20 protein-coding genes are annotated in these 20,797 nt (G+C 57.4%); 8 read left to right on the plus strand and 12 right to left on the minus strand.

Going from position 1 to position 20,797, the window contains the following annotated elements:
- The first annotated feature begins 138 nt into the window (after nt 1-138).
- Nucleotides 139-1,755, plus strand: coding sequence for a mechanosensitive ion channel family protein (locus PGR23_RS06990; RefSeq protein WP_315710271.1), 1,617 nt, complete (start codon nt 139-141; stop codon nt 1,753-1,755).
- Between the two features lie 154 nt (nt 1,756-1,909).
- Here the strand turns inward: PGR23_RS06990 and pcaC are convergent, their stop codons facing one another.
- The 6 genes from pcaC to PGR23_RS07020 are packed head-to-tail and all read right to left on the minus strand — an operon-like array spanning nt 1,910 to nt 6,974.
- The gene (gene pcaC / locus PGR23_RS06995; protein WP_015705266.1) at nt 1,910-2,299 is read right to left on the minus strand and encodes a 4-carboxymuconolactone decarboxylase; all 390 of its coding nucleotides are present in this window, start codon (nt 2,297-2,299) and stop codon (nt 1,910-1,912) included.
- Entirely contained in the window at nt 2,289-3,056 is a 768-nt protein-coding gene (gene pcaD / locus PGR23_RS07000; protein WP_045392362.1) for a 3-oxoadipate enol-lactonase, read from the minus strand. Before pcaD ends, pcaC begins: the two co-directional genes overlap by 11 nt.
- Nucleotides 3,046-4,398: a 3-carboxy-cis,cis-muconate cycloisomerase gene (locus tag PGR23_RS07005; protein ID WP_045392365.1), complete on the minus strand. Its 1,353-nt coding sequence runs from the start codon at nt 4,396-4,398 to the stop codon at nt 3,046-3,048. Before PGR23_RS07005 ends, pcaD begins: the two co-directional genes overlap by 11 nt.
- 9 nt (nt 4,399-4,407) lie before the next feature.
- The gene (gene pcaF / locus PGR23_RS07010; protein WP_213797318.1) at nt 4,408-5,610 is read right to left on the minus strand and encodes a 3-oxoadipyl-CoA thiolase; all 1,203 of its coding nucleotides are present in this window, start codon (nt 5,608-5,610) and stop codon (nt 4,408-4,410) included.
- Nucleotides 5,611-5,620: 10 nt separating this feature from the next.
- Nucleotides 5,621-6,277, minus strand: a complete 657-nt coding sequence (locus PGR23_RS07015) for a 3-oxoacid CoA-transferase subunit B (RefSeq protein ID WP_015705262.1) — start codon at nt 6,275-6,277, stop codon at nt 5,621-5,623.
- 10 nt (nt 6,278-6,287) lie between these two features.
- Complete coding sequence (locus PGR23_RS07020; RefSeq protein WP_045392371.1) at nt 6,288-6,974, minus strand: 3-oxoacid CoA-transferase subunit A; 687 nt, start codon at nt 6,972-6,974, stop codon at nt 6,288-6,290.
- A 167-nt stretch (nt 6,975-7,141) separates the two neighbouring features.
- Between PGR23_RS07020 and PGR23_RS07025 the strand changes: the two genes are divergently transcribed.
- A complete protein-coding gene (locus PGR23_RS07025; RefSeq protein ID WP_015366809.1) occupies nt 7,142-7,948 on the plus strand; it encodes an IclR family transcriptional regulator domain-containing protein in 807 nt (268 codons plus the stop codon).
- Here PGR23_RS07025 and smrA read toward each other — a convergent pair.
- Entirely contained in the window at nt 7,945-8,508 is a 564-nt protein-coding gene (gene smrA / locus PGR23_RS07030) for a DNA endonuclease SmrA (protein WP_047077719.1), read from the minus strand. The two genes, PGR23_RS07025 and smrA, sit on opposite strands and share 4 nt — an antisense overlap.
- Nucleotides 8,509-8,610: 102 nt before the next feature.
- Complete coding sequence (locus PGR23_RS07035) at nt 8,611-9,519, minus strand: LysR family transcriptional regulator (RefSeq protein ID WP_045392375.1); 909 nt, start codon at nt 9,517-9,519, stop codon at nt 8,611-8,613.
- Nucleotides 9,520-9,685: 166 nt separating this feature from the next.
- Here PGR23_RS07035 and PGR23_RS07040 point away from each other — a divergent pair, with 166 nt between their 5' ends.
- The 3 genes from PGR23_RS07040 to abgT all read left to right on the plus strand — a co-directional run bounded on the left by PGR23_RS07040 (nt 9,686) and on the right by abgT (nt 14,084).
- Nucleotides 9,686-10,996 (plus strand): M20 family metallo-hydrolase, encoded by a 1,311-nt coding sequence (locus PGR23_RS07040; protein ID WP_047064903.1) that lies wholly within the window; start codon nt 9,686-9,688, stop codon nt 10,994-10,996.
- The gene (locus PGR23_RS07045; RefSeq protein ID WP_047077718.1) at nt 10,996-12,441 is read left to right on the plus strand and encodes a M20 family metallopeptidase; all 1,446 of its coding nucleotides are present in this window, start codon (nt 10,996-10,998) and stop codon (nt 12,439-12,441) included. Before PGR23_RS07040 ends, PGR23_RS07045 begins: the two co-directional genes overlap by 1 nt.
- A gap of 116 nt (nt 12,442-12,557) precedes the next feature.
- Nucleotides 12,558-14,084, plus strand: a complete 1,527-nt coding sequence (gene abgT, locus PGR23_RS07050) for a p-aminobenzoyl-glutamate transporter (protein WP_045392384.1) — start codon at nt 12,558-12,560, stop codon at nt 14,082-14,084.
- 32 nt (nt 14,085-14,116) lie between these two features.
- Here abgT and PGR23_RS07055 read toward each other — a convergent pair whose 3' ends face one another.
- Nucleotides 14,117-14,236, minus strand: coding sequence for a hypothetical protein (locus PGR23_RS07055; protein ID WP_045392558.1), 120 nt, complete (start codon nt 14,234-14,236; stop codon nt 14,117-14,119).
- A gap of 453 nt (nt 14,237-14,689) precedes the next feature.
- Here PGR23_RS07055 and ogt point away from each other — a divergent pair, with 453 nt between their 5' ends.
- The 3 genes from ogt to uspE all read left to right on the plus strand — a co-directional run bounded on the left by ogt (nt 14,690) and on the right by uspE (nt 17,254).
- On the plus strand, nt 14,690-15,205 hold the full coding sequence (gene ogt, locus PGR23_RS07060; protein WP_045392390.1) for a methylated-DNA--[protein]-cysteine S-methyltransferase: 516 nt from the start codon (nt 14,690-14,692) through the stop codon (nt 15,203-15,205).
- A 194-nt stretch (nt 15,206-15,399) separates the two neighbouring features.
- Nucleotides 15,400-16,152, plus strand: a complete 753-nt coding sequence (gene fnr, locus PGR23_RS07065) for a fumarate/nitrate reduction transcriptional regulator Fnr (protein ID WP_004862555.1) — start codon at nt 15,400-15,402, stop codon at nt 16,150-16,152.
- A 151-nt stretch (nt 16,153-16,303) separates the two neighbouring features.
- Nucleotides 16,304-17,254, plus strand: coding sequence for a universal stress protein UspE (gene uspE / locus PGR23_RS07070; protein ID WP_045392393.1), 951 nt, complete (start codon nt 16,304-16,306; stop codon nt 17,252-17,254).
- 136 nt (nt 17,255-17,390) lie between these two features.
- On the opposite strand, the gene PGR23_RS07075 is transcribed toward uspE, so the two are convergent.
- From PGR23_RS07075 to pntA, 3 genes are all read right to left on the minus strand, one after another.
- The gene (locus tag PGR23_RS07075) at nt 17,391-17,579 is read right to left on the minus strand and encodes a YdiH family protein (RefSeq protein WP_045392396.1); all 189 of its coding nucleotides are present in this window, start codon (nt 17,577-17,579) and stop codon (nt 17,391-17,393) included.
- Between the two features lie 131 nt (nt 17,580-17,710).
- Nucleotides 17,711-19,099 (minus strand): Re/Si-specific NAD(P)(+) transhydrogenase subunit beta, encoded by a 1,389-nt coding sequence (gene pntB, locus PGR23_RS07080; RefSeq protein ID WP_020078971.1) that lies wholly within the window; start codon nt 19,097-19,099, stop codon nt 17,711-17,713.
- A gap of 10 nt (nt 19,100-19,109) precedes the next feature.
- Nucleotides 19,110-20,639, minus strand: coding sequence for a Re/Si-specific NAD(P)(+) transhydrogenase subunit alpha (gene pntA, locus PGR23_RS07085; RefSeq protein ID WP_315710262.1), 1,530 nt, complete (start codon nt 20,637-20,639; stop codon nt 19,110-19,112).
- Nucleotides 20,640-20,797 lie beyond the last annotated feature (158 nt).

Below are 20,797 nucleotides of genomic sequence, written 5' to 3' on the forward strand. Positions count from 1 at the left end.
CCCGGCGGCTCATCGTCGGGCGTATTCTCCCCCTTTACTCTTGAATTCACCCGACGCTGAACTATGCTCAATCCAGCAGCCGTTCAGAGTTTGACCAGCTGAAAAATAACAATAATTCCCCCTTTTCCGGTGTCGCATATGAACAGGATCCAGGCGTTATTAACGGCGTGTTTTCTGCTATGGCTGGCCTTCCCGCTTTCGGCGGCAGAACCGCGTCAGCAGCCCACCGCTCGCGAGCAGGCGCGAACCGTCGCTATTTTCCATCAACCGATCGTCATGCTGCAGGCCACCTTCGGCCAGACCACGCCGGAAGAGCGGGTTCTGCGCATCCGCAATACGCTACGCGCCTTTACCGAGGCCGATATCAGCCAGCCGCTACAGGTGGTGCCTGTCACCCGCTACAACCAGCCGGGGCGGCTGTTCCTGATGAATGGCAAACCCATCATGTTACTCAGCCAGGCGGACCTCGATGAAGGCGACGATCTGACCCTCGATCAGGCGGCGCAGCGCGTTCTTGCCCGTATGGAAGCGCAGCGGACGTCGCTGCGCGAACAGTACAATACCCGCTATCTGCTGCTGGCGGCGCTAAAATCCGCCGCCGGCGCGTTGCTCCTCGCCCTGGCCTGCTATCTCGCTTTCCGTTCGTGGCGGCGAGTGAGGCGCTTTTTCCATCTGCGGATCCTCGAAAAGCGCAGCCTGATCCCGCATAACTGGCGGCGTTTTCTCGGCAACATTGAAAGCCGATTATACGCGCTGCTGGTCATACTGCTTGGGGTACTGGCGGGTTATGTTTGGCTGAGTTGGGTATTCAGCCTGTTTCCTTGGACCCGGGTATGGGGAGAGTCGCTCGGTGAGTGGTCGGTAGGGGTGATTCGCGATATTTCGCTGTCCATCGTGTCGGCGCTGCCGGGATTGATGATCGTACTGCTTATCTTTCTGATTACGTGGTTTATCATCCGCCTGCTGAAGGTGGTGTTGGATCAGGTCGCCGCCGGACGTCTGCAGATCCCCGGTCTGCATCCGGAAACCGTCGGCGCCACGCGAAAGCTTATCGCCGTGGTTATCTGGCTTTTTGCGCTCTCCGCCGCCTATCCTTTCCTGCCTGGCGCAAATTCTCTGGCCTTCAAGGGGATTAGCGTGTTCTTCGGTCTGATGTTGACGCTGGGCTCAGCGGGGGTGATGAATCACGCCATGAGCGGCCTGGTGCTGATTTATACCCGCGCGCTGCATAAAGGCGACTGGATCCGCATCGCCGATAACGAAGGCCAGGTCAGCGAGATCGGCATGCTGGCGACCAAAATCCTGACCCGCGAAAACTATATTGTCACCCTGCCGAACGCGGTGGTGGTCAGCGGTAAAATCACCAATCTCAGCGCCAGCGACCCGCAACAGGGAATCAACCTCACCACCGGCGTGACCATTGGTTACGACACGCCGTGGCGGCAGGTACAGGCGATGCTGGAACTGGCGGCCCACCGCGCCCAGGGAGTGGATCATCAGGTGGCGCCGGTGGTTCGCAAACTGGGATTGCTCGACTGGTATACGTCGTATGAACTGCAGGTGCGGCTGTTACCGGAAACGACGCTGCCGGAGGGGCGCAACGCGCTGCACAGCAGCATTATCGATGTATTTAACGAATTTGGCGTGCAGATTATGTCGCCCAATTTTGTCATGCAACCGAAAAGCGCGGTGGTGGTCGCCAAAGAGGATTGGTATACCGCCCCGGCGGTCGCGCCGCAGGAGCGCGACAGGTAACGTCGTCCCACGCCGACGCAGCGTCATCAGGCAATGCCGGATGGCGCTGCGCTTATCCGGCCTACAACTCAAAATCCCCGGTAGCGCTACCGCTTACCGGGGCTACAGCGCTGTGCGATTTAGTAGCCCGTACAAGGCGCAATGCGCCGCCCCGCTACGCCTGCGCGGCGTCAATCTCGGCAAACACCTGCTGCGCGAGGTGCAACGTGGCGTTTGCCGCCGGTAAGCCGCAGTACAGCGCCGAATGCATAATCAGCTCTTTCAGCTCATCACGGGTCACACCGTTATTAAAGGCGGCGCGCAGATGCATCTTAAGTTCCGCCTCGCGGTTCAGCGCAATCAGCATCGCAATAGTGATCATGCTGCGGGTATGGTGATCGAGCCCTGGACGGGTCCAGGTTTCTCCCCAGGCGTAACGGGTAATGAAATCCTGAAACTCCTCGTTCAGCGGCGTCAGATTCTGCAGAGTACGGTCAACGTGAGCATCGCCTAATACCTTGCGGCGAACCTCCATTCCCTGCTGATAACGTTGTTTATCTTCCATTTTGCTCCCCCAGCAAAAAGCCGTTCAGCGCGGCGTTAAAGGCAGCAGGCGCTTCAATGTTCGACAGATGCGACGCCTTCAACACCACCACCTGTGAAGTGGCGATCTGCTGATGCAGGAAGTTAGCGTCGGCGACAGTCGTGACAGGGTCACTTTCTCCGGCAATAATCAGCACCGGAATCGCAATTTGCCCGACCTCCCCCCGCAGGTCTGCCGCCGCCAGGGCTTCGCAGCAGGCAGCGTAGCCTTCGGCGTCGCTATGAGTCAGTTGATGGCATAATGCCTCGACCACCTCCGGCGCGCGCTGGCGGAAAGCATCGCTGAACCAGCGATCCGCCGCCCCCGCGGCAACCACATCCATCCCTTCCTGACGTACCGCGCGGGCGCGAGAAAGCCAGCCCGACTGATCGCCGATCCGCGCCGCGGTATTGGCCACCGCCACCGCATAAAAACGTTCCGGCGCAAAGCGTGCCAGCCATAATCCCGTCAGCCCGCCCATCGAAATACCGCAAAACAGCGCTTTGTCGATATTTAGGTGATCGAGCAGCGCAATCACATCCTCACCCAATTGCGCCAGGGTCACCTTGCCGTTTTTCGTCGTTTTACCATGGCCGTGGGTGTCATAACGCAGTACGCGAAAATTCGCCGTCAGGGCCTCCATTTGCGGCTGCCACATTGCGCGCGTGGTACCAAGCGAGTTCGACAGCACGATAACCGGCGCGCCTTCCGGCCCGTCGAGTTGATAATCAAGATTCATGACGTTGCTCCTGATAACGCGCCAGTACCTGGCGCACAAAGCGTTCGGCGCTACCGGTGGCCGTTGCCGGATCCAGTAGCATGTTTAAACGTTCGCGGGAGAGATACTGACTGACCAGCGGGTCAGCCGCCAGCAGATCGACAAGTAAACCGTGACTGTCCAGAGCCTGGCGGCACAGCGCTTCTACACGGTGATGCGCCTCGGCTTTGCCGATAAACTCCGCCAGCGCCAGGGTCACCGCTTCCGCCATAATCAGCCCGTGGGTAATATCAAGGTCGGCACGCATCTTATGCACGAAAACCTGCATCTCGCGCACCAGCATGTCAGTTTGCGCCAGCGCCCCGCCCACCAGCATAATCAGCTCCGGTAGCGTTTCCCATTCCGCCTGCCAGCCGCCGAGCGCGCGCTCATGCTGTTGGATTTGACCGGCGTAAAGGGTGGCGACCAGCCCCGGCGTGCGCTGCGCCGCGGTTAAAATCGCCGCGCAGGAGACCGGATTACGTTTGTGCGGCATGGTCGAGGAGCCTCCGCGCCCTTCCGCCAGCGGCTCGCCGACTTCCGCAACCTCGGTTTGCATCAGCAGCGAAAAATCATTGGCGAATTTTCCCAGGGTGCCGCAAACGCCGGCGAACCAGGCGCCGACTTCGAGGAAACGGTCGCGCTGGCTATGCCATGGCGTATCCGGCAACTGCAGCTCGAGGGTTTGCGCTAACGCCTGCGCGACCTGCGGCGCCTGCTGTTTCAATGAATCAAGCGTGCCAGCCGCGCCGCCAAACTGCAGCGCCAGCACCCGTGGGCGCATCTCGATCAACCGCTGCTGCCAGCGCAGTAGCGCATCCAACGTCCCCGCCAGTTTGAGGCCAAAGGTGACCGGCAGCGCATGCTGCATCCAGGTGCGCCCCGGCATCACCGTATGCTGATAGCGCTGCGCCTGTTCGGCAAGCGCATCAATCAGGCTTTGTAGCAGGCTATCCGTCGCCGCCAGCGCGCCGCGCAGTTGCAAAACAAACCCGGTATCGATAGCGTCCTGGCTGGTGGCGCCCCAATGGACATAGCGCGCGGCGTCAGGATCCTGCGCTTTCACACGCGCGGTCAGTTGTTTGACCAGAGGAATTGCCAGATTACCGGCGCTGGCCGCAGCCTGTCCCAGCGCGTCGAAATCAATAAGCGCATGCCGGCAGGCGTTGACTATCGGCGAGACTGCCGCCTTCGGCACCAGACCGCAGTCGGCCTGCGCCTGCGCCAGCGCGGCTTCGAAATCCAGCATGCCCTGTACCCGCTGCGCATCGCTAAACCAGTCGGTTAGCGGACTGCTGCGCAACATGGGGGTCAACAAACTCATCGCTACTCCTTAAACGCGTTCAATAATCAGCGCAATCCCCTGGCCCACGCCGATACACATGGTGCACAGCGCATAGCGGCCGCCGGTTCGCTTCAACTGATAAGCGGCGGTCATCGCCAGACGCCCGCCGGAAGCGCCTAGCGGATGGCCCAGCGCGATGGCCCCGCCGTTGGGGTTAACGTGGGCGGAATCATCCGGCAGACCTAAATCACGGGTAACCGCCAGCGCCTGTGCGGCAAAAGCCTCATTCAATTCGATGACGTCCATCTGCGCCAGCGTCAGCCCGGTTTGCGCCAGCACCTTACGCACCGCCGGCGCCGGGCCGAAGCCCATAATTCGCGGCGCAACCCCTGCCGTCGCCACGCCGACAACCCGCGCCAGCGGCTGTAAATCATTCGCTGACATGGCCTGTTCACTGGCCAACAGCAGCGCGCAGGCGCCATCATTGACGCCGGAGGCGTTACCGGCGGTAACGCTGCCGTCGGCTCGGACCACGCCGCGCAATTTGGCCAGCGCCTCCAGCGAGGTGCTGCGCGGGTGTTCATCGCGGCTGAAACACAGCGGCTCACCTTTGCGTTGCGGTACCGATACGGCGATCAGTTCATCGGCGAAACGCCCCGCTTCTTGCGCCGCAGCGGTACGCAGCTGGCTACGAAGCGCAAAAGCATCCTGGTCGGCGCGAGAAATGGCAAACTCATCGGCGACGTTTTCCGCGGTTTCCGGCATCGAGTGCACGCCGTACAGCGCTTTCATCTGCGGGTTAATAAAACGCCAGCCAATGGTGGTATCTTCCATCTGCATCGAGCGGCTAAAGGCGCTCTCGGCTTTGCCCATCACAAACGGCGCGCGCGACATACTCTCCACCCCACCGGCGATCATCAGCTGAGTTTCGCCGCTTTTAATCGCCCGCGCCGCGACGCCGATCGCATCAAGGCTCGAGCCGCACAGGCGGTTAATCGTGCTGCCGGGAACGCTCTGCGGCAGGCCGGCCAGCAACAGCGCCATACGCGCCACGTTACGGTTATCTTCTCCGGCCTGGTTGGCGCAGCCGTAGATCACATCGTCAATTAGCGCCGGATCGAGACCCGGATTACGCTCCAGCAGCGCTTTCAGCGGCAGCGCCGCCAGATCGTCAGCGCGCAAACTCGATAATGCGCCGCCAAAACGGCCAAACGGCGTACGCACCGCATCACAGATAAATGCCTGATTCATCATAGGTTCCTCACGCGCTTTCCGCCAGTTGTTCAAAAGTCAGCGCCACCGGAGTGATGCGCTGTAGCTCTTCAAATGAGAGGCCGTTAAAGATTTCGCGTACCACCGGACCACGGTCGGTAATATCGATGACCGCCAGATCGGTATAGATACGGCTGACGCAGCCGACGCCGGTCAGCGGATAGCTGCACTGCTCGACCAGTTTGCATTCGCCATCGCGGGTCAGATGGTCCATCATTACAAACACCTGGCGGGCGCCGATAGCCAAATCCATCGCCCCTCCGACCGCCGGGATCGAATCCGGCGCGCCGGTGCTCCAGTTAGCGAGATCGCCGCTGGCGGAAACCTGATAGGCGCCCAGCACGCAGATATCGAGATGCCCGCCGCGCATCATGGCGAAGGAGTCGCCATGGTGGAAAAAACAGCCGCCCTGCAGCAGGGTGACATACTCTTTACCCGCGTTGATCAGCTCCGGGTCCTCTTCGCCGGGCTGCGGCTTCGGCCCCATTCCGAGTAGCCCGTTTTCACTGTGCAGGAACACCTCTTTATCGGCAGGTAGATAGTTGGCGATACGGGTCGGCAGGCCAATACCGAGGTTTACGTAAGCGCCTTCCGGAATATCGCGGGCGACGCGCTGGGCCATTTCGTCACGAGTCAGTTTTTGCATGTTCGGCTCCTCAGGCGCTTTGCGCGGCGGACAGATTTTCCAGCGAGAATACGCGCTGGACGAAAATCCCCGGGGTGATGATGTTTTCCGGGTCGAGTTCGCCAAGGGCGACCAGTTGCGAGACTTCAACAATGGTGGTTTTGGCGGCGGTCGCCATAATCGGGCCGAAGTTGCGCGCCGCTTTGCGGTAGACCAGGTTGCCCCAGCGGTCGCCCTGATGGGCTTTAATCAGCGCAAAATCGGCTTTAATTGGATATTCAAGCACGTAATGACGGCCGTCGATCTCCCGGGTTTCTTTGCCTTCCGCCAGCGGCGTGCCGTAGCCGGTAGGGGTAAAGACCGCGCCGAGACCTGCGCCAGCGGCCTGGATCCGCGCCGCCAGATTGCCCTGCGGCACCAGTTCCAGCTCAACTTTGCCGCGGCGATAGAGGTCATCGAAAATTTGTGAATCTACCTGGCGCGGGAACGAGCAGATCATTTTGCGCACCCGCCCGGCTTTGAGCAGCGCCGCCAGCCCCACCTCGCCATTACCCGCGTTGTTATTAATAATGGTTAGGTCGCGGGCGCCCTGGTCAATCAGGGCGTCAATCAGATATGTCGGCTGCCCGGCGGGGCCAAATCCGCCGATCATGATGGTCGCGCCGTCGTGGATCCCGGCAATGGCCTCACTCAGCGTCGACACGCTTTTATCAATCATCAGGTCGCTCCTTAACGTGCGGTAATCGCACTTATATGCGTTGTTCGCACAAAATGTGACCCGCTTAACGATGCTGGTCAAGGGCGATAATCGAAATATGGTGCGATAATCGAACATCGTATATCTTTAGCGAAAGAATGTGATCGATGGCAAATACGGAGAACAAAATGGACAAGCATCCAGATGATGTAGTGGCGGGCGACGGCGATCCGTTTAAGGGCGATCCGAACTTTATGGCATCGCTGGCGCGCGGGCTGGAAGTGATTCAGGCTTTTACCCCGCAGCGCCCGGTACTTTCGATTTCGCAGATCAGCCAAAAGACCGGCATCCCCCGAGCGGCGGTACGTCGCTGCCTGTACACCCTAAGCAAGCTGGGTTTCGTCTACGCCGAAGACGGCAAGAATTTCCAGCTGCGACCACGGATACTTGCCCTCGGCCACGCCTGGCTGGCCTCAACGCCGCTGGCGCGCTCGGCGCAGCCGGTGCTCAAGCATCTGAGCGAAATGCTCAATGAGTCCTGCTCAATCGCCACCCTGGATGGCGACGATATCTTGTATATCGCCCGCGCCTCCAGTTCGCGCATTATGACGATCGATCTTGATATTGGCAGTCGTCTGCCGGCGTGGGCGACCTCCATGGGGCGCGTGCTGTTAAGCCATCAGCCGGAAGAAAGGCTGAACGACATGCTGGGCCGGGTGACGATGATTCGCTACACCCCGCAAACGGTAGATTCGGTGAATAAGCTGCGCGCGGAGCTAAAACGCGTGCATCAGCAGGGATATGCGTTGAACGATCAGGAACTGGAAATGGGGCTGCGTTCGCTGGCGGTACCGCTATATAACCCGCAGGGACAGGTGGAAGCAGCGCTGAACGTCGGGGTTCACGCGGGCCAGATGTCGACCCGCGAAATGCTGGACCGGGTGCTGCCGGAATTACAAAAAGCCGCCCGCGAGCTAACGCTGCTGCTGCGCTAGCGGCTGCGTTTAGCGTGCAGCTCCCAGTTCTCCTGCTTAGCCTGTTCGGATTTACGCAGCGCCACGTAACAAGCGCCGCTGCCGCCGTGGTGCGGTAGCGCGGCGCAAAACGCCTGTACCTCGGGCAACTCTGGCAGCCAGCGCGCCAGGTAGCTGCGAATAATATTGGCGTGGGCCTGGTCATCACGGCCTTTGCCGTGGATGATAAGTAAATTACGCAGCCCCTCTTTTTGCGCCTGTATCACGAAGGCGAACAGCATTTGCCGGCACTGTTCGACCGGCTGGCGCAACAGCGACAGGCTTGCCTGCTGGCTGTATTTTCCACGCCGCAGCTTTTCCAGCACTCCGCTTTGCAGCCCTTCCCGTTTGAACTCCAGCGGCACGGCGAGCGGCACAATATCGAGGTAGCCGGTGGTCAGAAAATTATCGAGCTGTAGGGTATCGATACGCTGCGGCGCGCGCGCGGGTCGTTCACGATGCCAGTGTACGTCATTATTGCGTTTCAGAGGCTGGACATCCTCCATGGCGTCAAGAAACAGGGATTTGTCGTCAAGGTTCATGGTCACTCCTCCAGCGGCTATCGCCTGCTACTATAGCCGCCTCACGCCTACCCCTCAACGCGTTTAGCCGCAACTGCTGGCAAATAGACCAACGCGGGATATTTAAGGAAACAATTGACGGCTTTGACGACGAAACAGGGTGATTAACGAAGCCGTTAACGGCGTTGGTCGCGTGTCGCGCCGCTGGATCAGGTAGTAAGTTGCTCTGGGCAATACCTCACGTATGGGGATCATCACCAGTTTATCCGCCATCATCGGATCGTTTCCGAGCTCTACCGGCAGAATACTAAGGAAATCGCTCTTCACCACCAGACTGATGCACGAAGAGAAGGTTTCGCAAACGATATCGACCTTGGGCGCCAGCCCGGCCTGATTAAACATCTCCTGCAACTGTTTGAAGTAGCTACCGCGCGGCGTTGGCATCGTCCAGTGGTGATCGAGCAATTCAGTCAGGGAAGTGGCGCGCGCCGCCGGATGCCCTGCGCGGGCGAATACCGCGAACGGTTTCTCAAACAGTTTTTCAAAGCTGAATTCATGATCGTACGGGCCGGGATAGTAGGTGTTGATAGTGAAATCAAGCTCACCCTGGCGCAGTTCATTAATCATCGCCAGGAGTTGCCCTTCCATGATCCGAACCTTCACCAGCGGATGCTGCTGATGAAAGCGACAGATAACCGATGGCATCAGCGAACGGGCGACGCTGGCGCCGAGACCAATATTAATCTGCCCGGCCTGCTCCCCCTGACGCTGCAGGAGTTCATCCTGCGCCGCCCGAAGCTCTTCAAGGATCAGGCTCGCATGTTGATAAAAACTTTCGCCGTTTTCCGTCAGCGCCACCCCCTGGCTGCGGCGGACAAACAGTTGGGCGGAAAGCCCTTCTTCCAGCTCTTTAATCGCTTTGGTCAACGCGGGCTGCGAGATCGCCAGCGCCCGGCTGGCGCCGCGAATACTCCCCTCGCGAGCGACCTCAACGAAAGCGCGAATTTGATGAAATTTAATCTGAAATGACATGTTTTAGGTGATAACCATTGTTTATCAGACAGAAGAAAATGACATCTACTGTAATCCATCATGCTGTGGCAGGTTAAGGGTGAGATTGCCAGAAAGGCGTTCGTGATAATTAAAAGCTATCACACCGTGAACGCCGTCACACTTTTTAATTATGACAGGAAGGGTTATGCCGCAACTTCATGAATTGGTAAGCCAGCTGGCGCCGGAAATGACGCAATGGCGTCGTGATTTTCACCTGCACGCGGAGTCCGGCTGGCTGGAATTTCGCACCGCCAGCAAGGTTGCCGAGATCTTAGACGGCCTCGGTTATCAACTCGCGCTGGGTCGCGACGTTATCGATGCCGACAGCCGGATGGGGCTGCCCGACGATGCCACCCTGGAGCAGGCATTCCAGCGCGCCCGCGAACAGGGAGCGCCGGAACGTTGGCTGCCGGCTTTTGAAGGCGGATTCGCCGGCGTCGTCGCCACCCTGGACACCGGCCGCCCCGGCCCTACGCTTGCGTTTCGCGTCGATATGGACGCGCTCGATCTTAACGAACAACACGACGATCGCCATCGCCCGCATCGCGCGGGTTTCGCCTCCTGCAACGCCGGGATGATGCACGCCTGCGGCCATGACGGACATACCGCCATTGGGCTGGGTTTGGCGCACGTGCTAAAGCAGTATGCCGATCGGCTCAACGGGATCATCAAGCTGATTTTCCAGCCTGCCGAAGAAGGCACCCGCGGCGCGCGCGCGATGGTGGCGGCAGGCGTGCTCGATAACGTGGACTACTTCACCGCCATTCATATCGGTACCGGCGTTCCCAACGGTACCGTGGTCTGCGGCGGTGACAACTTTATGGCGACCACCAAATTCGACGTGCAATTCGAGGGCGTCGCCGCTCACGCCGGCGGCAAACCGGAAGATGGGCGCAACGCGCTACTGGCCGCCGCCCAGGCCGCCCTCGCATTACACGCCATCGCGCCGCACAGCGCAGGCGCCTCGCGGGTTAACGTCGGCGTCATACAGGCCGGCACCGGGCGTAACGTGGTCCCCTCATCGGCGCTAATTAAAGTGGAAACCCGCGGCGAGACGGAAGCTATCAACCAGTATGTGTTTGAGCGGGCGCAAAACGTGATTGCCGGCGCCGCAGCGATGTATGAAGCCCGCTATGAACTTCGGCTCATGGGCGCGGCAACCTCCAGCGCCCCCTCTCCGGCGTGGGTGCAATACCTGCGTGAGCAGGCAGCACAGGTGCCGGGGGTAGTAGAAGCAGTGGATCATATTGCCGCGCCGGCGGGATCCGAAGATGCCACTTTGATGATGGCGCGGGTACAGGATCGCGGTGGACTGGCTTCATACATGATTTTCGGTACTGAACTGAGCGCCGGACATCACAACGAGAAATTTGATTTCGACGAAGGCGTGATGGTCATCGCGGTCGAGACGCTGGCGCGCATCGCGCTCAACTTTCCCTGGCAGCGAGGTGTGTGATGGAAAAGATCTATCAATTTGTCGATGACATCATTACGTCACGGCGCGACGATTTTTGCGCTATTGCCGATGATATCTGGGATCATCCGGAAACCCGCTTCCAGGAATTCTGGTCTGCCGCGCGGTTGGCCGATGCGCTGGAAACGGAAGGTTTTCAGCTAACCCGTCACGCTGGCGGCATACCCAATGCGTTTATCGCCAGCTACGGCGAGGGTAAACCGGTCATCGCCCTGCTCGGCGAGTTTGATGCGCTGGCAGGACTCAGCCAACAGGCGCACAGTGCTGAACCAACATCCGCGACGCCGGGGGAAAACGGCCACGGCTGTGGGCATAATCTCCTCGGCACCGCGGCGTTCGCCGCCGCCGTCGCCGCGAAACAGTGGCTGCAGCAGCAAGGCGGAGCGGGCACCCTGCGCTTTTATGGCTGCCCGGGGGAAGAAGGCGGCTCGGGTAAAACCTTTATGGTGCGCGAGGGATTATTCGATGATATTGACGCCGCCCTCACGTGGCATCCGGAAGCCTGGGCCGGGATGTTCAGTACCAGCACGCTGGCCAATATTCAGGCGGCGTGGCGCTTTACCGGAACCGCTGCGCATGCGGCAAACTCACCGCATCTGGGGCGTAGCGCGTTGGACGCCGTCACGCTGATGACCACCGGCAGTAATTTCCTCAATGAGCATATTATCGAGAAAGCGCGTGTGCACTACGCCATTACCGATACCGGCGGCGTGTCGCCCAACGTGGTGCAGGCGCAAGCTGAAGTGCTGTATTTGATTCGCGCTCCGGAGATGGCCGATGTGCAGCAAATCTTCGCCCGTATTGAGAAAATCGCCCAGGGCGCCGCGCTGATGACCGAAACCAGCGTCAGCTGCCGTTTTGAAAAAGCCTGTTCCAGCTATCTCCCCAATCGCACGCTGGAAGCGGCAATGTATCAGGCCGTATGTCATTACGGTACGCCGCAGTGGAGTGACGAAGAGCGCGCTTTCGCGGCGGATATTCGCGCCACGCTCGGCGTGAACGATATAAATAACAGCCTGAAGAATATTGCCGGTACCAGCGGTGAAGAAGGAAAAGCGTTTGCCCGCCGTCATCACGACACGGTGTTGATCGATGAGGTCGCGCCGTGGGCGGCAACGGAAAACGTGCTGGCGGGATCTACCGACGTCGGCGACGTGAGCTGGAAAGCGCCGGTGGCCCAGTGTTTTAGCCCCTGTTTCGCCATCGGTACGCCGCTGCATAGCTGGCAACTGGTGAGCCAGGGAAGAACTTCCATCGCCCATAAAGGGATGCTGCTGGCGGGTAAAATTCTGGGAGCAACGGCGATTCGTTTGTTCAGCGACAGGCCGTTACTCGAAGCAAGCCAGCAGGAACTGGCTCAGGTACTGGCGGTAACTCCATACCAGTGCCCGATCCCGCGTGACGTCGTACCATCAATTTTAAAATAAGAAAAATTAGCCTCTGGGATAGCGTACAGCGTGATGGCAATCGCCAATAAAAATAACAGCTGACAACCCCTGAGGCATGCCGCAAACAACACAACAACGACAACTGAGGAACGCCCATGAGTATGTCATCCATACCGTCGCATTCCCCCACCGGTAAGCTGTATGGCTGGGTTGAAAAAATAGGTAATAAGGTTCCGCATCCATTTTTGCTGTTTATCTATCTGATCGTCGCGCTGATGGCCGCCACCGCCATTTTGTCGGCGCTAAACGTCAGCGTACAGAACCCCACCGACGGTTCGCGAGTGGTGGTAAAGAATCTGCTCAGCGTAGAAGGGCTGCACTGGTTTCTGCCAAACGTGATTAAAAACTTTAGCGGCTTCGCGCCGCTGGGGGCGATTCTGGCGCTGGTGCTCGGTGCCGGTTTCGCCGAACGTGTCGGCCTGCTGCCGTCGCTGATGGTCAAGATGTCATCGCACGTTAGCGCGCGTTACGCCAGTTACATGGTGTTATTTATCGCCTTCTTCAGCCACATCTCTTCCGACGCGGCGCTGGTCATTATGCCGCCGCTGGGGGCGTTAATGTTTCTCGCCGTCGGCCGCCATCCGGTAGCCGGGTTGTTGGCGGCAATCGCCGGCGTCGGCTGCGGATTCACGGCAAATTTACTTATTGTCACTACCGACGTGTTGCTCTCCGGTATTAGTACCGAAGCGGCGAAAACGCTTGATGCCTCGCTGCATGTTAGCGTTATCGACAACTGGTACTTCATGGCCACCTCAGTCATCGTTCTGACGCTGGTCGGCGGGTTGATTACCGATAAACTGGTCGAGCCGCGGCTAGGAAAGTGGCAAGGCCAGAGCGATGAAACGCTGCAGACGCTGACGGCGGAACAGCGCTTCGGGCTGCGCATTGCCGGTATTGCGGCGCTGTTGTTTGTGGCGGTTATCGCACTGATGGTGGTGCCGGAAAACGGCATCCTGCGCGATCCTATCAAACATACCGTGATGCCCTCGCCTTTTATAAAAGGCATCGTACCGCTGATTATCTTTTTCTTTTTCGTCGTATCTTTAGCTTACGGCATCGCCACCGGCAAAATTCGCCGTCAGGCTGACCTGCCGCAGTTAATGATCGAGCCGATGAAGGAGATGGCCGGCTTCATCGTGATGGTCTTCCCGCTGGCCCAGTTTGTCGCCATGTTCAACTGGAGCAATATGGGGAAATTCATGGCGGTAGGATTAACGGATATACTGGAAAGTGCGGGAATGAATGGCGTGCCGGCGTTTGTCGGTCTGGCGCTGCTGTCGGCGTTTCTGTGTATGTTTATCGCCAGCGGTTCGGCTATCTGGTCGATTCTGGCGCCCATTTTTGTACCGATGTTTATGCTGCTGGGCTTTCACCCGGCGTTTGCGCAGATCCTGTTTCGTATCGCCGATTCGTCCGTACTGCCGCTCGCACCGGTATCGCCATTTGTACCGCTGTTTCTCGGCTTTTTACAGCGCTACCGGCCCGATGCCAGACTGGGTACCTACTATTCGCTGGTGTTACCCTACCCGCTGATTTTCTTAGCCGTCTGGCTGCTGTTGCTGGTGGGCTGGTACCTGGTAGGGCTACCGATTGGCCCAGGTATTTATCCACGCTTGCCATAACGCGGCAACAGGCCAGGGATGGCCTGCGTAAGTTAACGCGATGTGGTGCGGTTCAGGAACGTTTTATACAGACTTTCGATGACCACCGACAGCAAATTGATAGCTAATCCGCTGATAATCAACACAACAACTCCCGTTAACATGTATTGCATATCGCCACCTTTCTTGTAGTTAAAAAAAACCAGCGCCAAAGCGCTGGAAAAAATAATTGACTCAAGGAATGCCTGTATATTTATCTGCGGCGCCGGGTGCCTCCCGGTGAATTAGCCAGTTCACACTAATCCGCGTGCGTATGACAAACTGCATAGAGATTTGAACTGAACGCTCCTCCGCACAGGGAAATTCGCCGCCAGACAAAGGTAGCAAAATGCCCATCACGCCGCGCCTGCTAGTTAATGCAAAAATAAACATTGCTCCACCCCTTCCTTTATTCCGACGATTAACCATCAGGCAACGGAATGACTGAATTTAAATGACTGCGATTCGTATTTATAAATTAATAGTACAGGTTTCATTATTTGCTGACCTTTCGGAGGTATAGTTTGCAGGCCGCACGTCATGATATGGTGTGCCCTTGCCGAATTAACCTCGTAGAAGGACGCCCGATGCTGACGCTGCTGCAAGATAAAATCGACACCCCGCTGGGGCCGCTGTGGGTCATTTGCGATGAACAATTCAACCTGCGCGCCGTAGAGTGGGATCAGCACCGCGACCGCATGGAGCAACTGCTCGACATCCACTACCGTCACGAGGGTTATAAACGCGTTGATGCGCGCGATCCTGGCGGGCTGAGCGCGAAGCTGCAGCAATATTTCGACGGCGATCTCGCAATTATCGATACCCTGCCGACGGCAACCGCCGGTACCCCCTTTCAACGTCAGGTGTGGCAAGCGCTGCGCACGATTCCCTGCGGGCAGGTGATGCATTACGGTCAGTTAGCCGAGGTTCTTGGCCGTCCGGGCGCGGCCCGTGCGGTTGGCGCGGCAAACGGTTCCAATCCGGTCAGCATTGTGGTTCCCTGCCATCGGGTAATTGGCCGCAACGGCACCATGACCGGCTACGCCGGCGGCGTACAGCGTAAAGAGTGGTTATTGCGCCATGAGGGCTATTTGCTGCTTTAACAGATAATGCCTTTTTTGGAAATTACAGGTAACTTTACAATAATTAATCGCTTAATAATTTTCTTGTTATCAAAGAGATATGGCGATCGACATATTTACCCTTCTAATATTACGTCTTTCCGGGTTTCGAGACTTACTTGCTCCTCAAAAAGATGTTAAAATTGACCAATATCAATTAAAGCTTGAGCAGACATATGATCCCGGAAAAGCGAATTATACGACGCATTCAGTCTGGTGGTTGTGCAATCCATTGTCAGGATTGCAGCATTAGCCAGCTCTGCATCCCCTTTACTTTGAACGAACATGAGCTGGATCAGCTTGATAATATCATCGAGCGTAAAAAGCCTATTCAGAAAGGGCAAACCCTGTTCAAAGCGGGTGATGAGCTGAAGTCGCTGTACGCTATCCGTTCAGGGACCATCAAAAGCTACACCATCACCGAACAAGGCGATGAGCAGATTACTGGCTTCCATCTGGCTGGTGATTTGGTCGGCTTTGACGCCATTGGCACCGCCCTGCACCCAAGCTTCGCGCAGGCGCTGGAAACCTCGATGGTCTGCGAAATTCCGTTCGAAACGTTGGATGATCTTTCCGGTAAAATGCCGAACCTGCGTCAGCAGATGATGCGTCTGATGAGCGGCGAGATCAAAGGCGATCAGGACATGATCCTGCTGCTTTCCAAAAAGAACGCCGAAGAACGGCTGGCGGCCTTTATCTACAACCTGTCCCGCCGTTTCGCGCAGCGCGGTTTCTCACCGCGTGAGTTCCGTCTGACCATGACCCGTGGCGACATCGGCAATTATCTGGGCCTGACGGTTGAAACCATCAGCCGCCTGCTTGGTCGTTTCCAGAAAAGCGGTATGCTGGCGGTGAAAGGGAAATATATCACCATCGAAAACAGCGATCTGCTGGCGCAACTGGCAGGCCAGGCGCGCAACGTCGCCTGATTTATCTCCGCTATACTCTCTTCCACCTTGTGCCGGATCGACATTTTTTTCTAATTTGTTGATCTGGCCAGGGTCATCCCCTGTTTCAATTCATCCATATAGGTTATCTTTTTAAATACTGACTGTAGCTACAGCTGTAAGGAGACCCTGTATGGCGAAGTATCAGAACATGCTGGTAGTAATCGACCCTAACCAGGACGACCAGCCTGCATTACGGCGCGCGGTGTATCTGCACCAACGGATTGGTGGACGCATCAAAGCCTTTTTGCCGATTTATGATTTTTCCTACGAAATGACTACCCTGCTGTCGCCCGACGAGCGGACGGCGATGCGCCAGGGCGTGATTAGCCAACGCAGCGCCTGGATCCGTGAACAGGCCAAGTTTTACATTGAATCCGGGGTGCCAATCGATATCAAAGTGGTGTGGCACAACCGCCCCTTTGAAGCCATCATTCAGGAAATCATCAGCGATAAACACGACCTGCTGCTGAAAATGGCCCATCAGCACGACAAACTCGAAGCGGTCATCTTCACCCCGACCGACTGGCACCTGCTGCGCAAATGTCCATGCCCGGTATGGATGGTTAAAGATCAGCCGTGGCCGGAAGGCGGTAAAGCGCTGGTGGCGGTTAATCTGGCCAGTGAAGAGAACTATCACAACGCCCTTAATGAAAAACTGGTGCGGGAGACCATCGCCCTCGCCGATCAGGTTAACCATACCGAAGTACATCTGGTTGGCGCCTATCCGGTGACGCCTATTAACATCGCCATTGAATTACCTGATTTTGACCCGAGCATCTATAACGATGCGATTCGCGGCCAGCATCTGCTGGCAATGAAAGCGCTGCGTCAGAAATTCAGCATCGATGAAAGTCGCACCCACGTAGAAAAAGGGCTGCCTGAAGAGGTTATCCCTGATTTAGCTGAACACCTGCAGGCCGGGATTGTGGTGCTGGGCACCGTTGGCCGCACCGGCATCTCTGCCGCGTTTCTCGGCAATACCGCGGAACAGGTTATCGACCACCTGCGCTGCGACCTGCTGGTACTGAAACCGGAGGCCTATCAAACTCCAGTTGAACTGGACGATGAAGACGACGACTAACGGCGTCTCATCAGGCCTGAAGTTTTATCTAATCATCCCCCGCCCGTCGGGGGATTTTTTTGTCGGCCCGCTAAAAAAGAAAAAGGGCCATACGGCCCGGGATATCAACGCTAATTGAACATACTTACAGAATGCGTTAGTGGATACCTAAACGCCAGGCCAGGTCGATCTCTTCTTTCAGCTCCATTGATGAAAGCGACATCAGATCGGCAAACTCGAGCTCGAGGAGTTTGAGCTTCTTCAGGTACTGCGCGGGGGTCATAACGGAAGTGTCGCGGCGCAGGTACTCGATGGCCATCTGCGTGGGGGTTAACTCGGTATCCATAATATCCTCAGTGTGGTGAAAAAACAGGCATAGTATAACACCCATCGCCGTTCACTTTATGAGCAAAATCATGGTTTCACTGTCTATATAAAAAAGCCGTCTCAACAGAGACGGCTTAGAGCGTTGCGCTATTACAGCGCTTTCAGAATGGCATCCACGCTGGCTTTAGCGTCGCCAAACAGCATGTGGGTGTTCTCTTTGAAGAACAGCGGATTCTGCACGCCAGCATAGCCGGTGTTCATCGAACGTTTGAAGACCACCACGTTTTGCGCCTTCCACACTTCCAGCACCGGCATACCGGCGATCGGGCTCTTCGGATCGTCCTGCGCCGCCGGGTTGACGGTGTCGTTCGCGCCGATCACCAGTACGGTATCGGTATCGGCGAAATCATCGTTGATTTCGTCCATTTCCAGCACCACGTCGTAAGGTACTTTCGCTTCCGCCAGCAGCACGTTCATATGCCCCGGCAGTCGCCCGGCGACAGGGTGGATGCCGAAGCGCACCTTGATACCGCGTGCGCGCAGCTTCTCGGTGATTTCCGCGACCGGATACTGCGCCTGCGCCACCGCCATACCGTAGCCCGGCGTGATGATCACGGAATGCGAGTTTTTCAGCATTTCAGCCGTCTCTTCGGCGCTGATTTCACGATGCTCACCGACTTCTTCATCGCCGCTGGAACTGCCGCCATCGGTGCCGAAACCGCCGGCAATAACGCTGATAAACGAACGGTTCATCGCCTTACACATAATGTAGGAGAGGATGGCACCGGAAGAACCAACCAGCGCGCCGGTCACGATCAGCAGGTCGTTGCTGAGCATGAAGCCCGCCGCCGCCGCCGCCCAACCGGAGTAGGAGTTCAGCATCGATACCACGACCGGCATATCCGCGCCGCCGATAGACGCCACCAGGTGCCAGCCGAACGCCAGGGCGATAATGGTCATCACCAGCAGGCACAGTACCTGGGTTCCGGTGCTGTCGGTACGCACGAAGGCCACCAGCAGCAGGAAGGAAATGACCAGCGCCGCCAGGTTCAGCTTGTGGCGATTCGGCAACATCAGCGGTTTTGACGAAATTTTGCCGCGCAGCTTACCAAAGGCAACGATCGAGCCCGTGAAGGTTACGGCGCCGATAAAGATACCGAGGAATACTTCGGTCAGGTGAATATTCGCCAGCACCTGATCGAGGCCCGGTCCGTGGTCGAGATAGCTGTTGAAGCCAACCAGCACCGCCGCCAGACCAACGAAGCTATGTAGCACCGCCACCAGCTCCGGCATCTCGGTCATTTCGACTTTCTTCGCCAGACGGATACCAATCGCCCCGCCGATAACCATCGCCACGATGATCCAGCCGACGTTACCGCTGTCCGGCCCAAAAATGGTGGCAATCAGCGCAATCGCCATCCCGGCGATGCCGTACAGGTTCCCCTGCTTCGACGTTTCGTGCTTTGACAGCCCCGCAAGGCTAAAGATAAACAGAATAGCGGCAACAATGTATGCAGCTGTAACTAATCCTCCAGACATGTGCTACCCCTTAGTTTTTGCGGAACATTTTCAGCATGCGCTGAGTGACGGTGAAACCACCAAAAATATTAATGCTGGCGATCAGCACCGCGATAAAGCTCAAGAAGCTGACCCAGCCGCCGTGCCCTATCTGCAGCAATGCCCCAACGACAATGATCCCTGAAATGGCGTTGGTTACCGACATGAGCGGCGTGTGCAGCGCGTGCGACACGTTCCACACCACGTAGTAGCCGACTACGCAGGAGAGCGCGAAGACGGTAAAGTGACCCAGAAACTCTTTAGGCGCGATGTTCGCCAGCCAGCCAAAGAGGATAATCGCCAGCGCCATCAGCGCGTATTTACGCCACGGCGAGCCTGGTTTGGCCTCTTCTTTTGGCACTTCGACGGTTTTCGTCGCCGCCTGCGGCTGCGCGGATACCTGAATCGGCGGCGCCGGCCAGGTAATTTCGCCCTCGCGGACCACGGTAACGCCACGTACCACCACATCGTCGAAATCGATGGTGATATTGCCGTCTTTTTCCTTGCACAGCAGCTTCAGCAGGTTTACCAGGTTAGTGCCGTAGAGCTGGGAAGATTGCGTCGGCAGACGACCCGGCAGGTCGGTATAACCGATAATTTTCACGCCGTTAGCGGTGGTCACGACTTCGCCCGGCACGGTGTATTCGCAGTTGCCGCCGTTTTGCGACGCCAGGTCGACGACCACGCTGCCCGACTTCATGGAGTCAACCATTTCGCGGGTAATCAGCTTCGGCGCCGGTTTACCCGGGATCAGCGCGGTGGTGACAATGATATCGACATCTTTAGCCTGCGCGGCGAACAGCGCCATTTCGGCTTTGATAAAGGCTTCAGACATGACTTTGGCATAACCGTCACCGCTGCCCGCTTCTTCTTTGAAGTCCAGTTCAAGGAACTCGGCGCCCATACTCTGCACCTGTTCTTTCACTTCCGGACGGGTATCGAAGGCGCGGACGATGGCGCCGAGGCTGTTCGCCGCGCCGATCGCTGCGAGGCCGGCGACGCCTGCGCCGATGACCATCACCTTCGCAGGCGGCACTTTACCCGCAGCGGTGATCTGGCCGGTAAAGAAGCGTCCGAATTCGTGCGCCGCTTCGACAATCGCGCGATAACCGGCGATGTTAGCCATCGAACTCAGCGCATCTAACGACTGGGCGCGGGAAATACGCGGCACCGAGTCCATCGCCATGACGTTGATACCGCGAGCGGCCAGCTTTTCCATGAGATCCGGATTCTGCGCCGGCCAGATGAAACTCACCAGCGTGGTGCCCGGGTTGAGCTTCGCAATTTCCGCATCGTTCGGCGCGTTAACCTTGAGGATAACGTCGGAGTGCCAGACGTTATCCGCGCTGACGATTTCTGCGCCCGCCTGTTCGAAGGCTTCATCGTCGAAGCTCGCCAGTTTCCCGGCCCCGCTCTCGACCGCCACGCTAAACCCGAGCTTAAGCAGCTGCTCGACCGTCTTCGGCGTCGCAGCGGCCCGGGTTTCCTGAGCTAAGCTCTCTTTTGGTATCCCAATTCGCATAGTTTTCCCTTCCATCGGTTTTTGATGATGGTTTATTTTTTTCACAAATGCGCCAGCGGCGGCGCAAAAACGCCGCACAGGTATTCATCTGGAAAATGAAACAGTAACAAACTTTTTATAACCTACTGAAAATACCGATTGTGATCTACATCGTTAAA

This window comes from Klebsiella sp. 141162 (assembly GCF_050600755.1).
In the GTDB taxonomy this organism is placed as follows: Bacteria; Pseudomonadota; Gammaproteobacteria; order Enterobacterales; family Enterobacteriaceae; genus Klebsiella; species Klebsiella aerogenes.